Origin of the sequence: Roseateles saccharophilus, assembly GCF_004342485.1 — a bacterium.
In the GTDB taxonomy this organism is placed as follows: domain Bacteria; phylum Pseudomonadota; class Gammaproteobacteria; order Burkholderiales; family Burkholderiaceae_C; genus Pelomonas; species Pelomonas saccharophila.
In genome coordinates, this window is sequence record NZ_SMBU01000027.1 from 47,289 (window position 1) to 73,039 (window position 25,751).

Here is a 25,751-nt window from a genome sequence, read left to right on the forward strand (position 1 = left end):
CGCACGCTTACGGCCCATGACAGCCCTGTCGCGGTGCAGGGCGCCCCTTTGGTGTACCGCAGCAATCGGTCTTTGCACGAAAAACGGGCCGGCCACGCCCCGCTTTGTGGCCGGCATAAGCCCCAATCGCCGCGCGGCGGCCGGACCGGGACAATCGCGCGCCTCTGCGGCAGTCGGCAGCCCCCTTGAGTCACACAAGCTTACGCAACTCGTACAAAACGCAAGACGGGGCGCGCCGTGCCGCCCCCAAGATGCGCTGCATGCTGGCGTTGGCGGTGTTGCCCTGGTGTTGCGCAGCCCTCGCGGCCAGCGCGCCCCTGCCTGCGCCGGTGGACGGCGCGGGCGAGTTGAACGTGCTGCACTGGTGGACTTCCGCCAGCGAACGCGCCGCGGCCAACCATGTGGCCGCGCGCATGGCCGAGAACGGCCTGAAATGGGTGGACGGCGCTGTGGCCGGCGGCGGTGGCGGCCCCGCCATCAAGGTGCTGAACGAGCGCATCCTGCGCCGCATGGCGCCCAAGGTGGCGCAGCTCAACGGCCAGTCCATGACCGAATGGGCCGACATGGGCCTGCTGCTTGAGCTGGACGGCGTGGCGGCCAAGCGCAACTGGTCCAAGGTGATGTTCCCGCAGGTCATGGCGCAGGTGACGGTGCACGGCCATGTCGTCGCCGCGCCGCTGGGCATCCAGCGCATCAACAACCTCTACCTGAACAAGGCGGTGTTCAAGCGCCTGGGGCTGGAACTGCCCAACGACTGGGACGGCCTGGAGCGCGCCGCCGTGAAGCTGCGCGCCGCCGGCATCACGCCGGTGGCCTTCAGCGACGAGCCGTGGCAGGTGGTCACGGTCTTCGAAGCCATGCTACTCAGCGAGGCCGGCCCCGCGCTGTACCGGCGCATGCTGGAGCAGCGCGACCTGTCTGCCTTTGACGACCCGGCCCTGGCACGCGCGCTGCAGCGCCTGCGCAACTGGCGCAACCTGGCCCAGCCCGTGGGCGCCACCACCGCGCCGGGCGAGCGCCCGTGGACCGATGTCGTGGCCGACTTCGCCAACGAACGCGCCGCCATGCTCATCACGGGCGACTGGGCCCGCGGCGAGCTGGGCGCGATGGGGCTGGAGGGCGAGCGCGACTTCAGCTGCAAGGCCGTGCCGGGCACTGCACAGGCGCACCTGTACAGCATCGACACGCTGGCCATGCTGGCCGGCAACGGCGGCTCCCAGGCCGACCAGGAAAAGATGGCCGAGCTGCTCGGCAGCGCCACGCTGCAGCTGGGCTACAACCGCATCAAGGGCTCCATCCCCGTGCGCCGCGACGTGCCGGTGGACGAGCTGGACCCCTGCGCCCAGGCGTCCTTCCACCTCTTCGCCAACCCGAACACGCCGCGCGTACCCAGCCTCGTGCACCGCATGGCCTTCGGCGAGGTTGGCAAGAACGCCATCATCGAAACCGTCCACCGCTTCGCGCTGGACCCGACCCAGACGCCCGCCGCCGCCCAGCGCAAGCTGCAGGGCCTGCTGCGCGCGCTGGCGCCCAAGACGAAAGCTGTTCCATGACCCCGCGCAAAATCCTGATCGTCGACGACGACCAGAAAATCCGCAGCCTGCTGAAGACCTATCTCGAGAAGAACCAGTACGACGTGCTACTGGCCCACGACGGCGCCAGCTTCATGGCCGAGTTCGAACGCCACCGCGACGAGATCAGCCTGTGCATCCTCGACGTGATGCTGCCCGACACCGAGGGCTTCACGCTGTGCCAGTCGGTGCGCCGCCGCTCCGAGGTGCCCGTCATCATGCTGACCGCCAGCGCCGACGAGACCGACCGCATCGTCGGCCTGGAGCTGGGCGCCGACGACTACCTCGGCAAGCCCTTCAACCCGCGCGAGCTGCTGGCGCGCATCAAGGCCATCACCCGTCGCGCCGGCCAGGACAAGCCCCGCGAGCCGCGCTACTACGACTTCAACGGCTTCACGCTGGACCTGCTGGAGCGCAGCCTCATCGACCCCGACGGCACGGCCACCGCGCTGTCGGGCATGGACTTCCAGCTGCTGAAGCTGCTGGTGGAACACCCCGGCGAGGTGCTGGACCGCAGCCGCCTGGCCGAGGTCACGCGCGGGCGCGACCTGGGGCCGCTGGACCGGTCGCTGGACGTGCAGGTCAGCCGCCTGCGCCAGCGCCTGCAGGACGACGGCAAGCAGCCGGCCCTGATCAAGACCGTGCGTGGCTCGGGCTATGTGTTCTCGACAACGGTGACCTCGCGGCATGGCCCCTGACCTGGCCGACGACGCGAGCTCGCCCGCGCCGCTGCGCGGCTGGCCCAAGCGCTTCGCGAGCTTCCTGTTCGACAGCCTGCAGGGCCGCTTCGTGCTGGCCATGCTGGGCGGCCTCGCCCTCGTGCAGCTGGCGGTCAACCTCGTCTGGTACAGCCAGATCGAGCAGCGCGTGCGGCGCCAGACGGAGCTGGCCGCCCACCACGTCGCCAGCGGCGCCATCGGCGCGGTGCGCGCGCTGCGCGAGCTTCCGGCCGCCTACCGGCCCCTGCTCATCGAGCAGCTGCGCACGATGGGCGGCACGCGCTTCCTCGTCTTCTTCAACAACGCTGAGGTGGCCGTCGCCCAGCTGCCTGGCCAGCCCATGGCGCGGATGCTGGAGCAGCAGGTCACGCAGGAGCTGACGGCCCAGCTACCCAAGGACACGCGGCTGCGCGTGGCCCTGGCCTCGCCCATCGCGCTGGGCGTGTCGCCCGGCGGCGCGCTGCTGGGCGACCTGCCCGAGAGCTGGGTCGAGCCCTCGCTGATCACCGCCGAGCGGCCCGCGCCCTTCCTCGTCATCCAGGCCGAGACCGAACCGGGCCAGTGGCTCTACCTCGGCAGCACCCTGCCCGACCCCTATTTCCTCGAACAGCTGGAGTTCTTCACCTGGCAGCGCCTGACCCCGCAACTGCTGGCACTGGGCCTGGCCGTGGGGCTGACGCTGATCGCCGTGCGCGCCATCACGCGCCCGCTCGCCGGCCTGAGCCAGGCGGCCGCACGCGTGGGCCGGCGCGTAGCGCCGAAGCCGCTGCGCGTCAGCGGCACCCAGGAGGTGCGCCAGGCCATCGAAGCCTTCAACGACATGCAGGAGCGCATCCGCCGCTACATCGGCGACCGCGAGCGGCTGTTCGCCTCCATCTCGCACGACCTGCGCACGCCTATCACGCGTCTGCGGCTGCGCAGCGAGCTGCTGGACGACCCCGCCGTGCAGGACGAGTTCCACGAGGACCTCGACGAACTGGACATGATGGTCAAGACGGCCCTGCAGATCGTGAAGGACACCGACATCCACGAGAACCGCGCGCCGCTGCGCATCGACCTCGTGCTGCAGAAGATGGTGCGCGACGCGCGCATGGGCGGCCACAAGGTCGAGCTGGAGTGCGAGGCGCTGACCGTCTTCGGCAAGCCGCTGGCGCTCAAGCGCGCCATCGGCAACCTACTCGACAACGCGATGTTCTACGGGGAAGGCCAGCAGCAGCCGGTGGAGGTGGGCATTGCGCCCGGCGAGGACGGCATGGTGCTGGTGACCGTGCGCGACCACGGCCCCGGCGTGCCCGAGGCCGCGCTGGCCAGGCTGGGCCAGCCCTACATGCGGCTGGAACACGGCGCCGCGATGCGCAAGGAGGGCCTGGGCCTGGGCCTGTCCATCGTCCGCGAAATCGTCGGCGACCACGGCGGCACGCTGCGCTTTCGCAACCACCCCGAAGGCGGCTTCGAAGTGCGCCTGGCTCTACCGGCGGGCTGACTGTGAGCCCCTCGCCCAAGGAATACCTTGGCCGGTCCCCCTAGGGGACGGCGATGCTAGCGGCATCGAGCCGCAAGCACGTCGCCAGCGCGGGCCGGCTAGGGAGCGGCCCGGCGCTCGGCCCGCCAAGTGCACGACCCAAATGACCACTTGATATGACCGCACCGAAACACATCGCCATCATCGGCGGCGGCACCGCCGGCTGGATGACGGCCAACCTGCTGCGCCACCGCTGGGCCCGGCTCGGTATCGACGTCACGCTGATCGAATCGGCCGAGATCGGCACGGTCGGCGTCGGCGAGGGCTCGACGCCCTATCTGCGCCGCTTCTTCGCGACGTTGGGGCTGGCCGAGCGCGACTGGATGCCGGCCTGCGACGCCACCTACAAATGCGGCATCCGCTTTCCCGGCTGGAGCCGCGTGGCGGGCTACGAGAGCTACGTCCATCCCTTCTTCAACGAGGCCGACCGGGAGCTCGGCAATCAGTTCTTCACCAATGCCTGCCTGCGCCGCCGCGGCCAGGCGGCCGACGCCAACCCACAGGACTTCTTCCTCGCCGCCGAGCTGGCCCGCCAGCGCCGCGCGCCCCTCTACGCAGGCGAAGGGCCGGGCACCGACTACGCCTACCACTTCGACGCCGGCAGGCTCGGCGCCTTCCTGCGCGGGCACGCCCTCGGCCTGGGGGTGCGCCACATCGTCGACACGGTCGCGCGCGTCGAGCGGCACGAGGGCGGCGACATCGCCGCCGTGCAGTTGAAAGGCGGCACGCGCATCGCCGCCGAGCTGTTCGTGGACTGCAGCGGCTTCAAGGGCCTGCTCATCAACGAGACGCTGGGCCAGGCCTTCCTGCCCTATCGCGACAACCTGTTCAACGACCGCGCCATCGCGATCCCGACCGCGCTGGTGGAGGGCGAAGACCTTCCCTCCGAAACCGTGTCCACCGCGCTGCGCCACGGCTGGGCCTGGCAGATCCCGTTGACCACGCGCTACGGCAACGGCTATGTCTACAGCTCGGACTTCATCGGAGACGACGAGGCCGAGCGCGAGCTGCGCGCGCACCTCGGCGCCGCGGCCGAGGGCGCGAGCGCGCGGCGGCTGCGCATGCGCGTGGGCCGCGCCGACAAGCACTGGTCGCGCAACTGCGTGGCCGTCGGGCTCTCGCAAGGCTTCATCGAGCCGCTGGAGGCGACGGCCCTGATGCTGATCCAGTTCAGCGTCGAGGGCTTCATAGACGCGCTCGAAGGCAACGGCTTCGAGCCCGGCCGGCGGGACGCCTACAACCGCCGCGTCAACGAGATGTTCGAGGGCGTGCGCGACTATGTCGTCGCCCACTACCAGCTCAACACGCGCAGCGACACCGACTACTGGCGGGCCAACCGCGCCAACCGCCACATCTCCGACCGGCTCGCCAGCCTGCTGGACGTGTGGGATGGCGGCGGCGACTTCGAGGCCGAGCTGGAGCGCCACGGCTCGGCGTTGATGTATCTGCGGCCGTCCTGGTATGCGCTGTTAGCGGGAATGGGGCGCTTTCCGGCGGAGCTGCGGCCGGCGCCGCAATCAGTCACGGCTAGCCAGGCCAGGGCACGCCTGCACCAGATGGCAAGGGCATTCAGCTCGCACCGCAGCCAGTTGATGGGCGGGTGAGGCGGTCGGGAAAGACGCCTCTCGTTCAGCCGCGTCGGCAACAAACTGACCTGCTGGGCATTGGGTGTACCGAGCGTCGCTTTAGGCCGGTCAGAGTCATTCGCCGCTCGCCAGCTGAATGTCAGCGGCAGCGTTCAGCGGTCGTTCGACGCATGCCGGCGTCGACGACTGCTTCACCTTCGAGACCGGGTACTCGCCGGCTGGTGGGTACAGCTTGGCCCCGAATGACCGGTCGCGGCTCGGGCGAACTGGAACTCACGACCCTGAGCGGACCTAGAAACTGCGGAATTCGGCGCCTGCCTGCAGTCGGTCGGTCTCGACGTTCGATCTTGGGAGTACCTCTTGCGGCATCACCGCTCCCAAGGCACAACGACTCCGCCCGGAGCCGGCGGCCTCAGGGCGCCTGACATGTGTTCCGATGCGCCGTCCTTGTCAGCAGCCCTAGGCCCCAGCCTACGTATCGGCCAATCGATTTCACCCTGCAGACTCTTCGGGCGAGAGAGACTCGTCAGGTGACAAGTACAACTTGACCCGGCTGGTCGTCCAGGTGGCGACACCCGTGCCGAAGAAGTCGGCGTCTTCGGTCCAAACGGGGCAATCCAACATCAATGCACAGGCCAGCGCTGGCCAGTCGTCGGCATCGCGTTCCCCTATGCGTGCGAGGGCGCGTTGCTCAAATGACCGGTACATCTCTGAGTCCAGCGGGCGTACCACGGCCTCAAGTGCGTCGAGCGTGGCGAGGGCAGCCACGCCGTCGACACCTCGCTTCTCCAACAATCCGGGGAGGTATTTGCGCGCTTCGTCGAAGGCGGTGTCCGGAGCAAAAAAGCTCACGTCAGCTAGAGACTCCACGATCAGCTCGCGCACACGCTGCCCCAGAACAGCGCGGATCAAGATGTTGGCATCGAGGACGATGGCGCGCTGCCTCATCGCCTGATCACGCAAGCTTCGAACGAACGTCAGTCTTGCTCTGCTGCTTTGTGCCTGCCTTACGCGCAGCCTTGAACTCCGATGCAACCTCGCCGACGTCGACCGCCCTGGCAGCCAAGAGGCGATCCAGCTCGGCTGCTGCCTTCTTCAGCGCGACGACATCGGCTTCGGACTGGCCGTGTGTCGGGATGAAGTAGCCCACCGTTTGGCCATGCCGGGTGACCGCGACAGGTGTGTCTGACGCGATGAACTCGGCAAGCCCCGCGCGAAACTCACGAATGCCGACCCTTGCGCTTTCCATGTTGAACTCCATGAGCATCTTGCGTGCTGGGCATTGTGGATCAATGTGTACACAAAAGCAAGAGGAGGGATGGAACCTGGCTGGCGGGACGGCCAAGCGACGTGAGCCGTCTCGTAGCCGCCTGTCGTGAGCGGCCGCAGATGGCCGAGGGCAGCCCTAGCACTCAGACGATAACAGCCGTTGCTGAAGCTTCGAGAGCAGTTCCGGCTCGCGGAGCGTCAGGCCGCATACGCAGTTGGCTGGGTCGCGTACCGCAGGGCCAACAGCATCGAACGCCGGACAGTCCGGGTCATGCTCCGCATAGGAGTCCAAGAACGTTCGGATTTCAGTGACCAGGGGATCTTCGATTGCACTCATAGCCACAGGCTACCTGGGGTTCCCGAAAGCCGCCATCGACGACCGGCGGCTCGTGGCCGGGTGCGAACGGATGGCGTCGGCACCGTCAGCGGTCATCAATGTTGGGGATGAAATCGACCTGAGGCAATCGGCCGCCGTGCGGCTCCCGCTGACTGACCGGTTTGTATGAAGCCGGCGAACTGGCAATCCCGGCCACAACCTGCCGTTCGCCGGCGGCTGCTTTGCGGCCGTCAAATCACTGTGGCCATGAACCGCCAGGCGGATCATCGTCCGCTTGCTTACGGCGACATTGCTGACCGAATCACTGGAGAATCTGTGGTCGGTACTCTAGAACAACTGTCGCGACCGGTCGCTAGGCCTTCCCGTGCGCTTTGAGCCAGGCGTCGAACTCGAGCGGACGCAATCCGAATCGGATTGCGCTGTCAGGATTCGTTGCAGCGATCTCGTCAGCAACCATGTATTGAAAGCGCTCACGATCTTCGGCTGGGACGTCCTCAGGCACGTGCAGTGCGATGGACTCCACATCCGCCGGCAGATCAGCTTGCACCACACCCTTGATGGTTGCTCCGATCTGGCGACGGTAGCGATTGCGGAACGGGTCGGGCGGCCGGAGCGATTGCTTGGCGGCCGTGTACTGCTGGCACGATCGCTCGTACGCAAAAAGGAACACGTCGCGAAGCAAGTCGACGCGGTTCAGCTCGTACACCCCGAGCGCCGCATCGACATACGCGTTGACCGGTACGTCAATGAACGAAAGCGGGCACAGGTTGGCCTGTATGAGCGGAATGTTGGCTGCCAAGCGTGAGACGCGCTTGTTCACGTCCATGAACGGCTGCAGGTACGGCAACTGCACCATCAGGAACAGCGCCTGTTCGAAGGGATCGAGGATGGCTGCCGCCTTCTCGATGAGCATCCCGAATTCGGCTTCGATCGCTAGGCCGGAGGCTAGCGGCTTGTAAACGCTTCCCGCGATCTCCACGCCGCGATCGCGCAACCTTCCGACGTCGGCGTCGTTGCGCATCAGGCCATCGGAGAGGAGCGCATGCAAGCTCTTGATCGCGCTTGGATTGACCGTAGTGCAAGACGCATCGTGCACAAGGAATTCGATCGCCTCCTTGTGGTTCAGGATCATCTGGGTCTCGATCGCTGCCTTGCCCTCCGCGGCTTGGCCTTTCTCGAGCAGCTGCATCGTGTCTAGACGACTGTAGGTGTTGCCTTCTAGATGCGACGACGCGTAGGACAGGTCGATCAGCAGACGATCGAGAATGTCGTTTGCGAACGTGCCAGCAGCCGGCACGGTGTCCGCGGGGGGGCTTCCCATTGCCAGCAGCCCCTGGCGCAGCTCTTGACTCAAGTAGTACGTGACGTTGGGCTCGTAGTTGTCAAGGAGTCCTTCCTCATGGCCGACCGGCTTGCGCAAATGTGCCGGCAGCCGCACTGCGTCGCGGATGCTTGCCCCGGCCTCGGATACGCGGATGTATGGCTCGGTGACTTGCAATCCCAAGCGCTGGGTTCCAGGACGGGAGCCTGGTGCGAGCTTCAGTGCATAGCGCGCGCCACGCTTTTCGCCGTGGCGTTCGACCAGCTGATGCGCGGTGAGCTCGTTCAGCCAGCGCTGCAACGTTCGGCGTGCAGGCGGAGGAATCAGTAGCCGCTCAATGCCGTCGATCGCCACAGCCGGCAGAGGTGGCGCCGGGATCACGGCAAGAAGGCGCTGCTGCCGTGGGTCGGCTAGCACGGCTTCTTGCGAACGCTGGAGAGGGGTGGGAGAGATCGGCATTGAAGTCGCGAGAGTTTCTTGCGCCAGTTAGCGCCATCCTGAGCGCCATCGATTGGTGGCGTAGATATCAATTATGCGCCAAATAGCGCCATTTTGAACGCCTGGCAGCGGTGTCAGCGCACGCGCACCACTTGTCCCGTTAGGCGATTCCCAGCAGCCCATACGTCAGCTTTCCGGTAAGCACGCGCGGCTTGTTTCTATTTCCGCTATGGGTCGGGTGCGGAGATTCACGGCGCCAAACAGTGGCCGTTCGGGTCGCCGTCGGTCAGACCACGGCGCCGGCGTCACCTGCCACGCCGAAACCTGCCGTGGCCGCCGCCATCAATATCGCGCAGCAATGACCGTGGTGTGTCCGACACCGTGAGCCTGGCTGCCGGGACCGGCAGACGGCTCCCGCTGCAAATCAACCGGCCCCAAGAGCCGCGACGCGGCCTGAACTCATTGCATGGCGGCGCTGAATTCCGCACCCATCGTGCGGCGCACGCGGCATGCCATTGGAATGCCATGGCCGGCGCCGTTGCGTGGAATCTGGGCTGGCCGGACCTTCACGCTCAATGACGCGACGCCCAGCCGCCGGCTCACCAGCGCCTGCGCTTGCTGCCAAACAAGGCATAGAACAGGATCAGCCCGTACCAGGGCAGCATGACCCAGTAGCCGTGCTGCGGGCCGCTCACGTCGGCTAGGTGGCCGTAGAGCATCGGAATGAGTGCGCCGCCCGCGATACCCATGATGAGCAGGGCCGAGCCCGCGGCGGTGTACCGGCCCAGGCCTTCAAGGGCCAGCGGCCAGATGGACGGCCAGACCAGCGCGTTGGACAGGCCCAGCAGCGCGAGGCAGAACACCGTATCCGGCACGGCCGGCACGCCCGCCCAGCCCAGCAGGGCCTGCGACAGGCCGCTGCCGGTCGCCGAGCTCAGCGCGATGCCGCTGGCGAACAGCAGGCCCGTGACGGCCGAGGCGACGAGGGCCATGCGCTGCGACAACCAGCGCGGGATCAGCGCGACGCCGAGCAGATAGCCCAGCACCATGAAGCCCATCGTGTAAGACGTCAGCACGCCATAGTGCGCCACGCCGAGCTGGCGGCCGTAGAGGCCGATGGTGTCGCCGGCGATGACCTCGACGCCCACATAGCCGAACAGCGCGATCGCGCCGAGCACCACCTGCGGATGCTGGAACACGCCCCAGCGCCTCACTTCACCGGACGGCGCATCGGCCGCCTCCAGTTCGGGCTCGCGCAGCGACGAGAAATGGATCAGCCCCATGAACAGCACGAGGCCCGCGGCCATCACGGCATAGGGGAAGACCAGGCGCTGGGACAGCTCGCTACGCAGCACGTCGCGGCCGGCGGCGTCCAGCGCCGCGAGAGCCGAATCGGAGAAGCGCTCCATGCCCGACAGGATCAGCGCCGTGAACACCAGGGGCACGACGATGCCGGCGCCCTTGTTGAACAGGCCCATGATGGAGATGCGCATGGCCGCGCTCTCGCGCGGCCCGATGCAGACGATGTAGGGGTTGATGGCGGTCTGCATCAACGTCATGCCGCTGGCCAGCGTGAACAGCGCGAGCAGGAAGACCGGGTAGGCCCCCGAGCGCGCGGCCGGGATGAAGGCCAGCGCGCCGGCGGCCATGACGCCCAGCGCAACGGTCATGCCGCGCTTGTAGCCGATGCGCGCCAGGATGGCCGCGCTCGGCAGCGCCATCACCGTGTAGGCGATGTAGAAGGCGAAGGCCACCCACAGCGCCTGGAAGTTGTTCAGCTCGCAGACGATCTTGAGGAAGGGAATCAGCGAGCCGTTCAGCCAGGTGACGAAGCCGAGGATGAAGAACATCAGCCCGATGAAGATCATGGGCAGCAGCACGCCCTGGCCTGCCGGAGATGTAGGTGTTTTTGTGTGCATGAACGCAGCGCAACGAAAGGCGACGGATGAAACGCGGGACGAGCGCCGGGCCGCCCCAAGCCGGCCCGCGGGCGATGCGTGCGGCGCAACGCCGCACGCATCGCCGTCCCCTCGGGGGGCCGGTCAGCCTCGCCCGCGTTCAGCGAGGCGAGGCTGGACGAGGGGCTTCAGAACTTCGCGCGCACGCCCAAGCTGTAGCGCGGCCCGTTCTCATAGACGCCGATGGGGATGCCGTCCACGGTGTTGGAGCGGATGACCTCGTTGTTGAGGTTGACGGCGCTCGCGTAGACCGTGATCTTGTTCGTCACGTCCCAGCTCGCCGAAGCGTCCCACTGGCCGTAGGCCGCGTTGACGACCTGGCCGCCCATCTCCACGTCGCCATAGCTCTTGGAGCGGTAGTTGTACGAGATGCGCAGGCTGATGGAGCCCTGCTCGTAGTAGCCGCTGAAGTTGAACTGGTCGCGCGAATTGCCCAGCACCTTCAGGTGGGGCTGGCCCGCCACGGCGCCGGCCACGGCGTCGGTGTAGGTGTAGTTCACGACGGTGCCGAAGCCGCTGTGGCCGAAGGGCTGCTGCCACTGCAGCTCGAAGCCCTTGATGTCGGCGCCGTTGTCGGCGTTGTAGGGGCGCTCCACCGTCAGCGTCTCGCTGCCCACCTGTTCGGACTTGGAGGCCTTGTAGGTGAAGGTGTCGAGCTTCTTCACGAAGAAGGTGCCCGACAGCAGGGCCGCGTCGGCGTAGTACCACTCGGCGCCGAACTCGGCCTGGTTGGCATGCACCGGCTTGAGCATGGGGTTGCCGGCGTAGGCCTTGCTCAGCACCGTGCCGTCGCGGCGCAGGCCGGGGCTGAGCAGGTCGAAGGTCTGGCGGGCCATGGTCTTGCCGATGGCGCCGCGCAGCACCACTTCCTTGCTCAGCTCGTAGATGGCGTTCAGGTTGGGCAGCGCGTCGGTGTAGCTGTTCTTCACGCTGGTGGGCGAGAAGCCGCCGGTGGCATTGCCGAGGAAGCCTTCCGAGGTCTGCTCGGTGCGCACCACGCGCAGGCCGAAGTCGCCGCGCAGCTTGCCGGCCGCGAAGTCGGCCCTGCCGTAGACGGCCGAGATGCGCTCGTTGATGCGGTAGTCCTCGTTGGGCACGTCCTTGTAGGTCATGGCCTTGTCGAACATCGGGATGCCCTTGCTCGCGACCAGGCCGTCGTCGAACCAGGCGTACTGCGTCAGTGCGTCGCTCGTGGCCGCGGCCTGGCTCAGCAGGGGCGACGGGCCGCTGGACAGGTCGGCCAGCGAGAAGGACTGCCAACCCGCCGAGCCTGGGCCGGCACTGCCCTGGGTGCGCGTGTTCTTCAGCGTGTTGTCGCGCAGCTTGGCGCCGAACTTCACCGCGGTGATGACGCTGTTGTCGATGTCGAGGGTCACGTCGCCCTGGGCGTAGTTCTCCCGGCCTTCCATGCGGCGCACGCGGTCGTCGCCGGACTTCAGCGTCAGCGCCTTGGGGTCGAGCGGGCTGATGTCGAGGTACTTCACGCCGTAGTGGTCGGGCCCGAGGCTGATGGTCGTGCGCGTGTCGCCCTCCATCCAGAAGTGGCGGTCATGCGAGCTGCCGCCCTCGCTGGACGTGGTGCCGAGCTGGCCGTGCAGCTTCCAGTTGCCGGCCTGGTAGCTGCCGTCGAGGTCGGCCACGCGGGACTTGATGTAGGACTGGCGGTAGATGGGCTCGAAGGACACGCCGGTCTTGGGCCCGACCGTGCCGCCCACCAGGGCCTTGCTGCCGTCGGAGGTGGAGATGAACTTCGGGTCGGTGACGCTGATCACGCCGCCCACCGCCAGGCCGCCGGCCTGCCAGAGGTAGTTCTGGTTGTTGTTGTTCATCTTCATGTCCGAATCCATCAGGTTCAGGACGATGTCGGTGGCCGGATTGGGCTGGAACTGCAGGGCCAGGTTGGTGGTCGTGCGCTCGCGCTCCTGGCGGAAGATGGCCGAGCCGCCGCCCCAGGACGCATAGGCATTGGTGACGTTGCCGTTCTGGTCCTGGATGTCGTACTTGCCGTCGGAGAACTGCTCCAGGCCGTCGCGGCGCATATGGCGCTTCTGGCTGCTGATGGCCAGCAGCACGCCGAAGGTCTTGGCGTCGTTCTTCCAGTTCAGCAGGCCCGAAAGCTGCGGGTCGGTCTTGCCCGGCAGCTTGCTGTACATGGCCTCGGCCGCGGCCTGCACGGTGAGCTGGTCCTTGAAGGCCAGGGGCCTGCGTGTCTTCACGATGACGAGGCCGCCGATGCTGCCTTCGTCCAGGTCGGCCGACGGGCTCTTGAACACGTCCAGGCTGCCGACGATCTCGGAGGGCAGCACGTCGTAGTTGAAGCTGCGCGTCTGCGGCTCGTTCAGCCACCACTCCGACGAAGCCACGGCCTGGCCGTTGAGCTGCGTCATGTTGAGGTTCTTGTCCGTGCCGCGCACGAAGATGGCCTTGCCCTCGCCCCAGATGCGGTCCACCGAGATGCCGGGCACGCGCTGCAGCGAGTCGGCCACGTTCTTGTCGGGGAACTTGCCCACGTCCTCGGCGCTGATGGAGTCGACGATGTTGCCGGACTCGCGCTTCTCGGACAGGTTCTTCTTCAGCGTCGCGCGCACGCCGCGGATCTCGACGGTCTCGAGCTGCTGGGCACCCGCTGCGGGCGCGGCCTCCTGGGCGAGGGCTGGCGCGACGGCTGCGCTTCCCAGCGCCAGACCGATGAGATGGGGCAAAAGGTTCTGCTTGAAGTGAGGCTTGGCCACGTAGGTGCTCCTGGGCAACGAGTTCTGTCGGACAACAAGGCGCCGTAGCGGCGGTGCAACCGCCGGGTCGGGCGCGACTCGGAAAGACCAGGGGCCGGCTTGTCTCCTGTGCTCGGCCCCTGCTCAGTGCCGGCAATCTAGCGGGGCCGGCAACGTCCTGCGCAGGACGTTGCGCTTTGTTGGACTTCATTGCGCCGACGTTACGAAGGCGCAAGACAGCCTCAGGTCGCAGCCAGGATGACGCCGTCGCAAGGCCCGAAGCCAATGCGTCGGAAACCGGGCTTCTCGGCGAACGCACGCAGGCCGAGCTGGTCGCCGTCGAGCACGAAGGTGCGCTGCTCGCCGTTCGGCAAGGTGATCGACTGCTTGCCACCCGCGGTCAGCTCCAGCAGCGAGCCCGACTCGGCCTGGGTCGGGCCGCTGATGGTGCCCGTGCCCAGCAGGTCGCCCGGCTGCAGATTGCAGCCGTTGCTGGCATGGTGGGTCAGCATCTGCGCGAGCGACCAGTAGGCATGGCGCAGGTTGGAGCGCGAGAGGCGCGTCGGCGCGCTCATCGAAGGCGTCTTGAACCAGACCTCCAGCTCGATGTCGTAGCTCGCATTCGCGCGGTGGGCAGGCGAGTCGAGATAGGGCAGCGGCTGCGGGTCTTCGGCCGGCCGCGTGAACGGGATGCGGAAGGGCTCCAGCGCCTCCATCGTGACGATCCACGGCGAGATCGTCGTGCCGAAGTTCTTGGCCAGGAAGGGGCCGAGGGGCTGGTACTCCCAGGGCTGGATGTCGCGGGCGGACCAGTCGTTCAGCAGCGTCAGGCCGAAGGCGTGCTCGTCCGCCTCGTCGATGCCGAAGGGCTCGCCCAAGGCGTTGCCGGGGCCGACGAACAGGCCCAGTTCCAGCTCGCAGTCGATGCGGGCACTGGGCTTGAAGACCGGCGCCTCGGCGTCCGGCGGCTTGACCTGCCCCTTGGGCCGGCGCAGCGCCGTGCCGCTGACGACGATGGAGGAGCTGCGACCGTGGTAGCCGATGGGCACCCACTGGTAGTTGGGCAGCAGCGGGTTGTCAGGGCGGAACAGGCGGCCGATGGCGCGGGCGTGATGGATGCCAGTGTAGAAATCGGTGTAGTCGCCGATGCGGCAGGGCAGCGTGAACTCGGCCTGGGCCTGGGGCACGAGCTCGACCTCGGGGGCGCCTTCCTTCAACGTGTCGAACAGGCGATGGCGCAGCGCGCGGCGCTCGCTGCCGGGGCGGGCCATCAGTGCGTTCAGGTCGGTGATGCCCCAGGCGGAGAGGTCCAGGATCTGGTCGCCGATGCCGACGCCGACGCGCCAGGGCTCCGGCGTGCCGGCGCGGCGGAAGGAGCAGAACGGCAGGTTCTGCAGCGGGAAGTCGGTGGCCGGGTCGTTGGCCGAGGCGACCCAGGAGAGGGCCGCGGGATCGTGGGTGTGGTCGATGTGGCTCATGCTTTGAATTCGTCCTTCAGGCCCTGCCAGCAGTCGGCGTAATTGCTCTCCAGCGGCGCGTCGTGCAGCGCCCAGCTGGTGGGCTTGAGAAGCCAGCGGGTCTCGAACATGAAGGCCAGCGTGGCCTCCAGCTTGTGGGGCTTCAGGTCGGCGTTGCTGGCCTTGTCGAAGGCCTCGGCGTCGGGGCCGTGCGGCACATAGCTGTTGTGCAGACTGGCGCCGCCGGGCTTGAAGCCCTCGGGCTTGGCGTCGTACTGGCCCAGCACCAGGCCCATGAACTCGCTCATCACATTGCGGTGGTACCAGGGGGGCCTGAACGTGTCCTCGGCCACCATCCAGCGCGGCGGGAAGATGACGAAGTCGACATTGGCCCAGCCGGGCGTGTCGCTGGGGCTGGTCAGCACCGTGAAGATGCTGGGGTCGGGGTGGTCGAAGCTGACGGTGTTGATCGTCATGAAGCGCGCCAGGTCGTAGCGGCAGGGCACGAGGTTGCCATGCCAGGCGACGACGTCGAAGGGGCTGTGGCTCTGGGTGGCGCGCCAGAGCTGGCCGCCGTGGCGCTTGACGATCTCGTACTCGCCGGCCTCCTGCTCGTACCAGGCCACGGGGGCCTCGAAGTCGCGCGGGTTGGCCAGGCCGTTGGAGCCGATGGGGCCGAGCTCGGGCAGGCGGAAGGAAGCGCCATGGTTCTCGCAGACATAGCCGCGCGCGGGAACGTCCAGCGGGTCGACCTTGAAGGCCATGCCGCGCGGCAGCAGCGCAATGAAGCCGGGCGCGACCTCCAGCCGGCCCAGCTCCGTCGTGATGAGCAGCCGACCCTGCTGGGGCACGAGCAGCATCTCGGCATCGGCGTTCACGAGCGCGCGGCGGCCCATGGCGCGCGTCGCGACATAGGCCAGCGCACCCATGCCGCCGACACCAACCTCGCCGTTGACCGCATAGCTGCGCAGCCCGTCGACGAAGTCACCCTCGCCCTGCAGCGGCGTCGGGCCCCAGCGCAACGGGTCGGGCGGCGCGGACTCGCCGGCGGCGGCGCCGCTCTTCCACAGCGCATGGGCCAGCGGCTGGTAGCCACCGACGACGGCTGCGGGCTGGCGGCGGTAGAGCCAGGTGCGCTGGTTCTGCGCCCGCGGCGCGGTGAAGGCGCTGCCGGACAGCAGCTCGGCGTAGAGGCCATGCGACGCACGCTGCGGGCTGTTGCGGCCGATGGGCAACGCGCCAGGCACGGCCTCGCTGCTGTGCTGGTTGCCGAAGCCCGTCAGGTATTTCAATGAGGTCAGTTCAGTCATGGTGTTTGTGGGCCAGTTCGAAGGCCTGCCTAAGCACTTCGCGGTCGCCGATGTGGTTGCACAGGATCAGGGTCAGCCGCGCGAGCCAGTCGGCGGCCTGCTCGTCGCCCAGGTCGGCCTGCGCGGCGATGAGTTCGGCGTAGAAGGCATCCGCCTCGTCACCGAAATTTGGGGTCAGGTTCAATTGGGTCATTCGGGCCTCCCATGGGCGCGCGCCACGGCCGCGTGGACGGCCGCGGCATCGAAGGCATGCCAGCGCGCCGCAACGATGGCGTCGGGCCGCACGAGGTAGAGGCTGCCCGGCCGTGCGCCATAGCGCGTGGCCGCCAGGCCCTCGCCCGGCAGCGTGATGAGCCTGACACCCTCCACCGCCACCGGCCAGCCAAAGGCCAGCAGCGCAAAGTCGCCGGCCAGGGCTTCGCAAAGCCAGCCGCCCTGCTCCAGCGGCGCGTCGGGCGCCGGGAAGCCGGGGCTGGGGCCGCCCGCCCAGACCTGGTCGTCCAGCGTGCTCAGCGGCGAATCCACATGCTCGGTCGGCAACGAGAGCCGGCCGCTGTTGACCAGGGGCTTGGCGAACTCCGTGTGCTCGGCAAGGTCCAGCGCGGCCTTGCGCAGGCGCCGGCTGAGCAAGCTCTTGGGGCTGATGAAGTCGGTGGCGCGCGTGGAGTGGCCGATGTTGTCGTCGGCCGCCTCGATGCGCTCGAACTCGTAGCTGTCCAGCAGCACGTCGCCGCCCTCGCCCCTGAGCACCGCGGCGAGCTTCCAGCCGAGGTTGTCGACGTCCTGCACGCCGCTGTTGGCGCCGCGCGCGCCGAAGGGCGAGACCTGGTGGGCCGCGTCGCCGGCCAGCAGCACGCGGCCGACGCGGAAACGCTCCGCGCGCCGGCAGGCGAACTGGTAGATGGACGACCAGGCCAGCTCGAAGGGCGCGCCGTCCAGCATCGCGCCGACGCGCGCCTTGATGCGCTCGGGCTGCTTCTCGGCCTCGACGTCGGCATCGCGGCCGAGCTGGAAGTCGATGCGCCACAGGCCGTCCGCCTGCGCATGCAGCAGCACGGACTGACCGCGGTGGAAGGGTGGGTCGAACCAGAACCAGCGCTCGGGCCGGGCCGGATCGAGGCCACGCGGCCGGGCGCCGGGCGCGAGGGTCACGTCGGCGATCAGGAAACGGTCCTCGAAGACCTGGCCCGTGAACCCCAGGCCCAGCATCGCGCGCGTCGGGCTGCGCGCGCCGTCGCAGGCGACGACCCAGTCGGCACGCATGTCGAACAGACCATCGGGCGTGCGCACGTTCAGCGTGACGCCTTCGCCATCCTGCTCCAGGCCGATCAGCTCGTGCCGGCCGCGCAGCTCGATACGCGCCTCCAGCTGGGCGGCGCGCACGAGGCGGGCTTCGACCTGGTCCTGCTGCAGATTGACCATGGCCGGCATCTTGTGGCCGGCCTCGGGCAGCAGATCGAAGCTGTAGGCCTCGCGCTCGCCGTGGAAGACGCGGCCGCGCTGCCAGCGCACGCCCTCGCGCGCGACGGCCTCGCCGACGCCGAGGCGGTCGAACACCTCCAGCGTCTTCTTGGCCCAGCAGACCGCGCGCGAGCCGCTGCCGATGTGGTCGCTGTCGTCGATGACGACGACGGGCACGTCGCGCCTGGCCAGGTCCAGCGCCAGCGTCAGCCCGACCGGGCCGGCACCGACGACGACGACCGGCCGGCGCTGCGGCTGGCCGGAGCGCTGCTCCAGGCTCTGGTGGTAGGGGTAGGTCGGGAGCTGCATGGCTCAGGCTCCTTCCAGCGCCTTCCACATTTCGACGTCGCGCTCGGCCGTCCAGATGCGCGGATGGGCGGTGCCGCCGGCTTCGTCGTAGGCACGGGTCACGTCGAAGGGCATGCAGTGGTCGAAGATGACCCAGTGGCCATACCTGGGCCGCAAGGCCGCCATCGTGCGCTGGTAGACGGACTTCAGCTCCTCGCCCGCCTTCACGCCGGCCTGCACGGCCGCGTACAGCTCGCTGACGAAGGCGCGCGTGCCCGCGAGGCCCACGGCCACCTGTTCCACGCCCTTCAGCGCCGGGCCGCGGCCGGGCACGAGGGCGGCGGCGTCCAGCGCGGCAATCGCGTCCAGCGTGGCCGGCCAGTCCTCGAAATGGGCGTCGCCGCAATAGGGCGTCGCATCGAACTCGACGAGGTCGCCGCTGAACAGCACACGCTCGCCGGGCAGCCAGGCCACCGTGTCGCCGGCCGTGTGGCCGCGGCCGGGCGAGAACATCTCGACCTTCACGCCGCCCAGGTCCAGCGTGAGCCGGCCCGAGAAGCTCAGCGTCGGCCAGGTCAGGCCAGGCGGCACGGACTCGACATTGCGGAACAGCCGCGGGAAACGGCCGATCTCGCTGGCCTTGTCCTGCTCGCCGCGCTCCTTGATGAGGGCCAGCGTGGCTTCGCTGGCGATGACCTGCTCCAGCCCCTCGGCCTTGAAGGCGGACGCCCCCAGCACCCGCACCGCGTGGTAGTGGCTGAGCAGCACGTACTTGATCGGCACGCTGCTCACCTCGCGGATGCGGCGGATCACGTCGGCCGCCATGACGGGCGTGGCCTGGGTATCGATCACCATGGCCGCGTCGCGGCCGATGACGATGCCGGTGTTGGGGTCGCCCTCGGCCGTGTAGGCCCAGGCATGCTCGGACAGGCGCTCGAAGCTGACCTGCTTTTCTTCCAGGTCGGCTTGCGAGGCAAAGGCTTTCGCGGTCATCGGCTGTCTCCGGTTGTCGTTGAGTTGAATTTAACCTATTACAAATCAATTCAGCAATATAGAATTTTCAAATGGACAACGCCAAGACCCCAAGAGGCATCCAGAGCATCGAGGTCGGCGGCCAGTTGCTGCTGGCCCTGGCCCACCAGGGCCGGCCGATGGCGCTGAAGGACCTGGCCCGCGAGGCGGGCATGGCCCCGGCCAAGGCCCACCCCTATCTGGTGAGCTTCATCAAGCTGGGCCTGGTGGAGCAGGACGGCGGCAGCGGCCCCTATGGCCTCGGCCCGCTGGCATTGCAGCTGGGTCTCATCAGCCTGCAGCAGTACGACCCGGTGCGGCTGGCCACGCCGGTCATCGAGGAACTGGCCCTGCAGCTCGGCCACACGGTGGCGATGGCGGTCTGGGGCACGCGTGGCCCCACCATCGTGCGCGTGGCCGAGGGGCCGACGCCGGTGCACGTCAGCATGCGCCACGGCACGGTGATGAGCCTGGCGGGCACGGCCTCGGGCCGGCTGTTCGCAACGCTGCGGGCGAAGGACGCGGCGTCGCTGGGCGAGCCCCTGCCCGACGCCGCCACGACGGCGGCCGTGCTGGAGGCCGGCATGGCGACCTCGCGGGACGGTGTGGTGCCCGGCGTCAGCGCCGCAGCGGCGCCGGTCTTCGATGCGTCGGGGCGGCTGGTGCTCGCGCTGACGGCCATCGGCCCGAGCGCGAGCTTCGATACCGCCGCAGGCGGCCCGCTGGTGGCCGCACTGCGCGAGGCGGCTGGCCTGCTGTCAGGCCGGCTGGGGTATCGAACCTAAGAGACTCAGGGCAGCTTGGCCAGCATCGCGGCCTCGGCGGCCGGGCCCCAGAACAGCGGATACAGGCTGCGCGAGGTCGACATCGCCTCGGGGCGGCCACCCAGCAGCGCGATCTGCTCGCGGATGGTGTCGAAGTCGATGCTCATCAGCACGGCCGGCGCATCGACGCGCGGGTTGTGCCGCGGCGTCGTATAAGGCAGCAGGCCCAGCCAGCGGCGGTAGAAGGCCACGTGGCGCGGGTTCACCTCGATGACCAGGCGCTTGCAGCGCGCCCGGCGGTGGGCGTGCAGATAGCCCAGGTGGAAGATCTGCGCGAGCACGCGCTTGGACTCGGGGGCATGGCGATCCACGGCCAGGCTGCCGAACTCGCAAAGCGTGATGCCCGCCGCCCGCCATTCGGCCAGTTCGGCCGCGAACAGCAGGTCGGTATGCAGGCCGCCATGGCCATCGAAGCGCACGCTCATCGTGCCGATGGTGCGTTCGCCGTCGCGCGCCGTGCAGACGACGTCGCCATCCTCGTTGCGGCTGCTGAAGCGTTCGCGGGTCAGCAGGCCGCGGTCGCTGTAGCGGCGCTCGACGAGGTCGAGGGCATCCCCTTCGATCGCGCCGAAATCGCTGTTCAGCTCCAGCGGCGGTCCACCGAAGGGGTTCAGCGGGGCGCGCTGGCTTTCTTTGAAGAAGGGGATCATCGACTGCATCCTTGGCTGGGGCTCAACACGCCGGACTGGGGAGTCTAGGGATTGAAAGGTGATTTTTCCCGATCACTCACACACCGATACACATAAATCACCGCCCTCGCGGGGTTTACCCACCCCCTAGAAAGGCGGTCACGGCGGCCTTGAAAGCGGCCGGATGCTCGACTGGCCCCAGGTGCGAAGCGCCTTCGAGCAGGCACAGCCGCGCCCGCGGGCCCTGGCCGAGGCCATGCCGCGGGCACCCGGGCGGCACGGCGCCTTCCAGCGCCCCGCCGATGACCAGGGTCGGCCCGGCTCAGCGAGCCAGCGCGCCGCGCAGGTCGGCGTCACGCACCGCGGTACAGGCTGGGCATAGGCCGCCGGGCCTGAACCCGCAGGGTGTCGCGCAGCGCCGCCTCGATATCGGGGCGGGCTGCACGCAGCCCGGCATCGACGTAGCACGCCAGCGCGGCAGCGGCGAGGGCGGCCATGCCACCGCCGCGCACGGCCTCGATGTAGGCGCCGATGGCGGCGCGCGAGGCCATGGTCGAAGTCGTCCAGGCGGTCCTCGTCAGGAGGTCGGGGCATGGGCGTCTCCGGGAGCGGGGCGCAGCAGAGAAAAAGGCCACGCTGGGCGTGGCCTCCGGGCAAGCGCCGCGGGGGTCAGGCCGCGTACCGGCCCGCCAGGCGGTTCATGTTGCCCATCGACAGGCGGTGCATCTCGATCAGCGCGATGAGGCCGTTGCGGTGCAGCTGCAGCACCTTGTCGTCGGCCAGCTCGGCGTACTTCTTCTCGTCCAGAGCCAGGAAGCCTTCGACGTCGATCTTCTCGCCGCTCGGCAGCGTGGCCTCGAAGCGCATGTCGCGCAACAGCTCCATCTCGACGAGCAAATTGCAGATCAGGCGGGTGCGCTCGGCTTCCTGCTCGAAGTTCTCCAGGAAGCCCTTGGCGTTCATCAGGAACTCGCTCGGCTGGCCGTCCTTGAACAGGGCCTCGCCGGTCGTTTCATTGAAGCCGGCCCACTTGCCGTCGAAGCAGACGGCGAGGTTGTCGGCATTGCCGTCCAGGCGGGCCATCGCGAAGGGGTAGCGGCGCACATAGGCCGGCACATAGCCGCCCGTCCACTTGTCGCCTTCGACGTAGAGGTTGGAGCCGGGCTTCAGGCCCAGCACGGCCAGCGGCGCGACAGCGGGCTTGCCCTCGGGGCCGCCCTCGCCGGCACGCACGAAGACGATGGGGTATTCCTTGCAGGCGTCACCGAACTCGACGGCGGCGAGGAAGACCGAGTTCTGGTCGGCTACGCGGCTGACGACGGCCTGGCTCGTGTCCAGCTTCAGGTTCTTGTGGGCTTCGCGGTCCAGCGGCTGCAGTTCGCCATACATCGGGGGGTTGCTCATGTTTTCTCTCCAGGTTCATCGGCCAGACGACTGACCAGCACTTTGTCCACACGCTTGCCGTCGAGGTCCACGACCTCGAATCTCCACGCGTCCCACTCCACGACATCGGTCGTGCGCGGCAAGCGCCCCAGCAACAGCATGATCATGCCGGCCAGGGTGTTGTAGCGCCCACGGTCCTCTTCGGGCAGTTCCTTCAGGCCCAGGCGGTCCTTCAGCTCGGGCACGGGGATCAGGCCGTCGATCAGCCAGCTCCCGTCCCCGCGCTGCACCGCCCAGGCGTCGCCATCGCTCGGGGCGTTGAATTCCCCGGCAATGGCTTCCAGCACGTCGCGCACGGCAATCACGCCCTGCACCTCGCCGTATTCATCGACGACGAAGACCAGCGGCGCGTCCGACACGCGGAAATGTTCCAGCAGCTCCATGCCCGACAGCGTTTCGGGCACGAACAGCGGGGCCTCCAGCCCCTCGGTCAGGTCCAGCGCCTGGCCGTCCAGCAGCCGCGCGAGCAGGGCCGGCGCCGAGGCCACGCCCAGCACGTCGTTCAAGCCGCCGCGGCAGACCGGGTAGCGGCTGAAACCATGCTCGCGCAGCACGGCCAGCACCTCGGCCGGCTTGGCCTCGGCGTCCAGCCAGGCGATCTCCGCGCGCGGGATCATCATCGAGCCGATCTGGCGCTCGTCCAGGCGGAACACGTTGCGCACCATCTGGTGCTCGTGCTCCTCGATGACGCCGGCGTCCAGGCCTTCCTCGAGGCTGGCCGCGATCTCCTCCTCGGTCACGCCGCGCGCGCCCCTGTTGCGCAGGCCCAGCAGGCTCAGCGTCGCCTCGGTCGAGAAGCTCAGCGAACGCACCAGCGGGCGTGCCGCGATGGACATGAAGTTCATCGTCGGCGCCACCAGGCGCGCCACCGTCTCGGGGTAGATCTGGCCGATGCGCTTGGGCACCAGTTCGCCGAAGACGATGGTCAGCAGCGTGATGATGACGACGACCAGGGCCGTCGCGGCGATGTCGGTCGCGTGCGGATTCAGGCGGAAGGTCTCGGTCAGCCAGTGCGACAGCGGGCCGGAGAAGGCCGCGTCGCCGACGATGCCGTTGAGCACGCCGATGCCGGTGATGCCGATCTGCACCGTCGACAGAAAGCGGGTGGGGTTGTCGTGCAGGTCCATCGCGGCCTGCGCACCGCCCTCGCCGCTTTCCACCATCACCTGCAGCCGCGCCTTGCGACTTGCGGTCAAGGCCATTTCCGACATCGCGAACAGGCCGTTGAGAAGGATCAGAAAGAGAACGAGAGCGGTATCCATCGAAGGCGCCCGAGCGGGAAAACCCGGGGCGCGGGAGGCAAAAACGAAGCCCGGGAGACTATCAGATGGGCATGACAGCGCCCATCGCATATTCCCGAGGGCGATGCGGGCGGCCTTAGCATCGCGTCCTTCATCTCCGGCCACACATGAACTACCTGATCGGCGACGTCCAGGGCTGCTGCGATGCCCTCGAACGGTTGCTCGCCCTCATCGACTTCTCTCCCTCACGCGACCGGCTCTGGCTGCTCGGCGACCTCGTCAACCGCGGGCCGCAGTCGCTGGCCACGCTCAGGCGCCTGCAGGCCCTCGGCGACGCCGCGAGCTGCCTGCTCGGCAACCACGACCTGCACCTGCTCGCCATGGCCCACAGCGTGCGCCACACCCACCGCGGCGACACGCTGGACGACATCCTCGCGGCGCCCGACCGCGAGGCCCTGACCGACTGGCTGCGCCGGCAACACCTGGCCCTGTTCGAGGCCGGCTGGCTGATGGTGCATGCCGGCGTCGTGCCGCAATGGAGCCGCGACGACGTGCTCGCCGCCGCCGCCGAGGTGCAGGCCGTGCTGCGCGGCCCGGACCTGCCCGACTTCCTGCACGCGATGTACGGCAACGAACCGGCCCGCTGGGCCCCCGACCTCGCCGGCACCGCAAGGCTGCGCTTCACGATCAACGTACTGACCCGGCTGCGCTTTTGCACCGCCAACGGCACGATGGACTTCAAGACCAAGGACGGCGCGGGCGCCGCGCCCAAGGGCTTCATGCCCTGGTTCGACGCACCGGGCCGCCGCACGGCCGACGTGCCCGTCGCCTTCGGCCACTGGTCGACGCTGGGCCTGCTGGAGCGCCCCAAGCTGCTCGGCCTGGACACCGGCTGCGTCTGGGGCGGCCAGCTCACCGCGGCGCGCGTGGACGGCACGGCGCGCGAGATCATCCAGGTGCAGTGCGAACAGGCGCAGAAGCCGGGCGCCTGAGCCCCGTCCCTTAGAATGCGCCGCCCTCGGAAGCGTGGGAGAGTGGTTTAATCCAGCGGTCTTGAAAGACTTTGCTTCAAATACAAGTTGCTGATTTGAAAAGACTTTTCCATCTTTTTGATCATGCAAAGACTTGCAAAGTCCGCCCAAAACTGGGATGACGGCCCTGCCCGGCTACACTCCATAGCCAGCCCAGGAAGCGTGGGAGAGTGGTTTAATCCATCGGTCTTGAAAGACTTTGCTTCAAATGCAAGCCACTGATTTGAAAGGATTTTTTCTTCTTTTCAATCGTGCAAAGACTTGCAAAGTCAGCCAAAAGCAGGCGCGTTCCTGCCGCCCGGCTACACTCCACAACTGACCCAGGAAGCGTGGGAGAGTGGTTTAATCCATCGGTCTTGAAAACCGACGAAGGCGGAAGCCTTCCGTGAGTTCGAATCTCACCGCTTCCGCCAGCACGCCTCAAGTCCGTGTAACGCTTTCTTCAAGAAAGCTGACCGCGTCCAACAAATGGGCACCATTTTCCGGACGTGTCGTGTCGCGCGATGTTCGCGCAGACCTCTCTCGACACTCGGTCGACAGCGCTAGGCCTTTGGCTTGATCGTCTTCGTGGACGGCGGCTTCGGCTTGATTGGACGATCCTGGCGCGCGCCCTTCGCTGCCTTGCTACCTGCGTCGTCCGCCTGCGTCCGAAGCTGCGCAGCTTTCGCGGCTGCCACCGCTGCTCCAGTCCTTAGCTGTTGCTCGCGCCTCTTGTCCGCGCTAGCGATCTCGATTTCTTCCAGTCTCATCCTGTCCTCCTGCTACACGTATTTAGCAGCGTTGAAGGGGCCTGGACCCAAACCTGCGGAGTTCGTCTCCTCTAGCGACATAGAGAGCGCAAGAACGCCACAGCGCACCGGAAAAACAGTCAGAAACGCTGGTAGCCTCGCCGCGTTTGGCTTGCGCTTGATGCTGGATAAAAATACAGTATAGCGATCTAACGCCGTGGCGTAAGCAGCAATGCAGGCCACGGCTTTTTGCCGTGAAAGCATGGCCCTTTAGAGGGCCTCCATAACGAGAGACCCAGAATGGCATACGAGCAGTTGACGCGCGGAGACTTGATCCGCTTGCTCGAACAGCACGACGCAGAGCGCGCAGAGGCGGGTAAAGACGGCATCATCATGTCGTACACGGGCCGTACCGCACCGTGGCAGATCATCCGTCAGGTCAAACCCAAGCTCACCAAGATCCACCAGCGTGCATCGGTGGGCGACGCGCAGGCGCAGGGGCAGAACATCATCATGGACGGCGAAAACCTGTCGGCCATGGTGACGCTCTACAAGTACCGTGGGCAAATCGATCTGATCCTCACGGACCCGCCGTACAACACAGGTGAAGACTTTCGCTACAACGACAAGTGGGACAAGGACCCTAACGACCCCGACCTGGGCGACGTTGTGCCCAAGGAGGATGGCTCGCGCCACTCCAAGTGGCTGCGCTTCATGACCCCCCGCATCTGGATGATGCGCGACATGCTGAAGCCAGGCGGCGTCATTGCGATCTGCATCGATCATCGAGAGCTGTATCGCCTGCGCACGCCGCAGTGGCTTGGATCGGCGCACCGTGCGGCGTTGGCGCGACTGGCTGCACGCGCGCGATGCTCAGTTCGCCTTCGTTCTACGTG

At 67.6% G+C, this 25,751-nt stretch carries 21 protein-coding genes and 1 tRNA gene; 8 read left to right on the forward strand and 14 right to left on the reverse strand.

The window, feature by feature from the left end; genetic code table 11:
* Positions 1-251: 251 nt before the first annotated feature.
* The 4 genes from EV671_RS19135 (at position 252) to EV671_RS19150 (ending at position 5,416) form a co-directional block, all read left to right on the forward strand.
* On the forward strand, positions 252-1,553 hold the full coding sequence (locus EV671_RS19135) for an ABC transporter substrate-binding protein (protein ID WP_132574687.1): 1,302 nt from the start codon (positions 252-254) through the stop codon (positions 1,551-1,553).
* Positions 1,550-2,269, forward strand: a complete 720-nt coding sequence (locus EV671_RS19140) for a response regulator (protein ID WP_132574689.1) — start codon at positions 1,550-1,552, stop codon at positions 2,267-2,269. The genes EV671_RS19135 and EV671_RS19140 overlap by 4 nt, the downstream gene beginning before the upstream one ends.
* Positions 2,259-3,773 (forward strand): ATP-binding protein, encoded by a 1,515-nt coding sequence (locus tag EV671_RS19145; RefSeq protein ID WP_132574691.1) that lies wholly within the window; start codon positions 2,259-2,261, stop codon positions 3,771-3,773. Before EV671_RS19140 ends, EV671_RS19145 begins: the two co-directional genes overlap by 11 nt.
* Before the next feature lie 155 nt (positions 3,774-3,928).
* A complete protein-coding gene (locus EV671_RS19150) occupies positions 3,929-5,416 on the forward strand; it encodes a tryptophan halogenase family protein (RefSeq protein ID WP_132574693.1) in 1,488 nt (495 codons plus the stop codon).
* Positions 5,417-5,890: 474 nt separating this feature from the next.
* Here EV671_RS19150 and EV671_RS19155 read toward each other — a convergent pair whose 3' ends face one another.
* The 10 genes from EV671_RS19155 to EV671_RS19200 form a co-directional block, all read right to left on the reverse strand.
* Complete coding sequence (locus EV671_RS19155; RefSeq protein ID WP_132574695.1) at positions 5,891-6,346, reverse strand: PIN domain-containing protein; 456 nt, start codon at positions 6,344-6,346, stop codon at positions 5,891-5,893.
* Positions 6,347-6,353: 7 nt separating this feature from the next.
* Positions 6,354-6,659, reverse strand: a complete 306-nt coding sequence (locus EV671_RS19160) for a type II toxin-antitoxin system Phd/YefM family antitoxin (RefSeq protein ID WP_243655806.1) — start codon at positions 6,657-6,659, stop codon at positions 6,354-6,356.
* 697 nt (positions 6,660-7,356) lie between these two features.
* The gene (locus EV671_RS19165; RefSeq protein ID WP_243655807.1) at positions 7,357-8,679 is read right to left on the reverse strand and encodes a Fic family protein; all 1,323 of its coding nucleotides are present in this window, start codon (positions 8,677-8,679) and stop codon (positions 7,357-7,359) included.
* Between the two features lie 683 nt (positions 8,680-9,362).
* Positions 9,363-10,682 carry a sugar MFS transporter gene (locus tag EV671_RS19170; protein WP_132574699.1) on the reverse strand — a complete coding sequence of 440 codons (1,320 nt, stop codon included), beginning with the start codon at positions 10,680-10,682 and terminating at the stop codon, positions 9,363-9,365.
* A gap of 167 nt (positions 10,683-10,849) precedes the next feature.
* Positions 10,850-13,453, reverse strand: coding sequence for a TonB-dependent receptor (locus EV671_RS19175; RefSeq protein WP_132574701.1), 2,604 nt, complete (start codon positions 13,451-13,453; stop codon positions 10,850-10,852).
* A 221-nt stretch (positions 13,454-13,674) separates the two neighbouring features.
* Positions 13,675-14,910: a fumarylacetoacetase gene (fahA, locus tag EV671_RS19180; RefSeq protein WP_132574703.1), complete on the reverse strand. Its 1,236-nt coding sequence runs from the start codon at positions 14,908-14,910 to the stop codon at positions 13,675-13,677.
* Positions 14,907-16,199: a homogentisate 1,2-dioxygenase gene (gene hmgA, locus EV671_RS19185; protein WP_132574705.1), complete on the reverse strand. Its 1,293-nt coding sequence runs from the start codon at positions 16,197-16,199 to the stop codon at positions 14,907-14,909. The genes fahA and hmgA overlap by 4 nt, the downstream gene beginning before the upstream one ends.
* Positions 16,192-16,392, reverse strand: coding sequence for a DUF2783 domain-containing protein (locus EV671_RS19190; protein ID WP_132574707.1), 201 nt, complete (start codon positions 16,390-16,392; stop codon positions 16,192-16,194). Before EV671_RS19190 ends, hmgA begins: the two co-directional genes overlap by 8 nt.
* Positions 16,389-17,969, reverse strand: coding sequence for an FAD-dependent oxidoreductase (locus EV671_RS19195; RefSeq protein ID WP_132574709.1), 1,581 nt, complete (start codon positions 17,967-17,969; stop codon positions 16,389-16,391). The genes EV671_RS19190 and EV671_RS19195 overlap by 4 nt, the downstream gene beginning before the upstream one ends.
* Positions 17,970-17,972: 3 nt before the next feature.
* Positions 17,973-18,941 (reverse strand): MBL fold metallo-hydrolase, encoded by a 969-nt coding sequence (locus EV671_RS19200; protein WP_132574711.1) that lies wholly within the window; start codon positions 18,939-18,941, stop codon positions 17,973-17,975.
* A gap of 71 nt (positions 18,942-19,012) precedes the next feature.
* Here EV671_RS19200 and EV671_RS19205 point away from each other — a divergent pair, with 71 nt between their 5' ends.
* Positions 19,013-19,744: an IclR family transcriptional regulator gene (locus tag EV671_RS19205; protein WP_132574713.1), complete on the forward strand. Its 732-nt coding sequence runs from the start codon at positions 19,013-19,015 to the stop codon at positions 19,742-19,744.
* A gap of 5 nt (positions 19,745-19,749) precedes the next feature.
* Here EV671_RS19205 and EV671_RS19210 read toward each other — a convergent pair whose 3' ends face one another.
* From EV671_RS19210 to EV671_RS19225, 4 genes are all read right to left on the reverse strand, one after another.
* Positions 19,750-20,433, reverse strand: a complete 684-nt coding sequence (locus tag EV671_RS19210) for an N-acyl amino acid synthase FeeM domain-containing protein (RefSeq protein WP_132574715.1) — start codon at positions 20,431-20,433, stop codon at positions 19,750-19,752.
* Positions 20,434-20,765: 332 nt separating this feature from the next.
* A complete protein-coding gene (locus EV671_RS19215) occupies positions 20,766-20,963 on the reverse strand; it encodes a hypothetical protein (protein ID WP_132574717.1) in 198 nt (65 codons plus the stop codon).
* A gap of 118 nt (positions 20,964-21,081) precedes the next feature.
* Positions 21,082-21,816: a SapC family protein gene (locus tag EV671_RS19220; protein ID WP_132574719.1), complete on the reverse strand. Its 735-nt coding sequence runs from the start codon at positions 21,814-21,816 to the stop codon at positions 21,082-21,084.
* Positions 21,813-23,117, reverse strand: a complete 1,305-nt coding sequence (locus EV671_RS19225; RefSeq protein WP_132574721.1) for a hemolysin family protein — start codon at positions 23,115-23,117, stop codon at positions 21,813-21,815. The genes EV671_RS19220 and EV671_RS19225 overlap by 4 nt, the downstream gene beginning before the upstream one ends.
* Positions 23,118-23,263: 146 nt before the next feature.
* Between EV671_RS19225 and EV671_RS19230 the strand changes: the two genes are divergently transcribed.
* The 3 genes from EV671_RS19230 to EV671_RS19240 form a co-directional block, all read left to right on the forward strand.
* Complete coding sequence (locus tag EV671_RS19230) at positions 23,264-24,088, forward strand: symmetrical bis(5'-nucleosyl)-tetraphosphatase (RefSeq protein WP_132574723.1); 825 nt, start codon at positions 23,264-23,266, stop codon at positions 24,086-24,088.
* Between the two features lie 362 nt (positions 24,089-24,450).
* Positions 24,451-24,540 (forward strand) — tRNA-Ser (locus EV671_RS19235).
* Positions 24,541-25,155: 615 nt separating this feature from the next.
* A partial coding sequence (locus EV671_RS19240) for a DNA methyltransferase (RefSeq protein ID WP_165917644.1) occupies positions 25,156-25,751 on the forward strand: 596 nt, incomplete at its 3' end.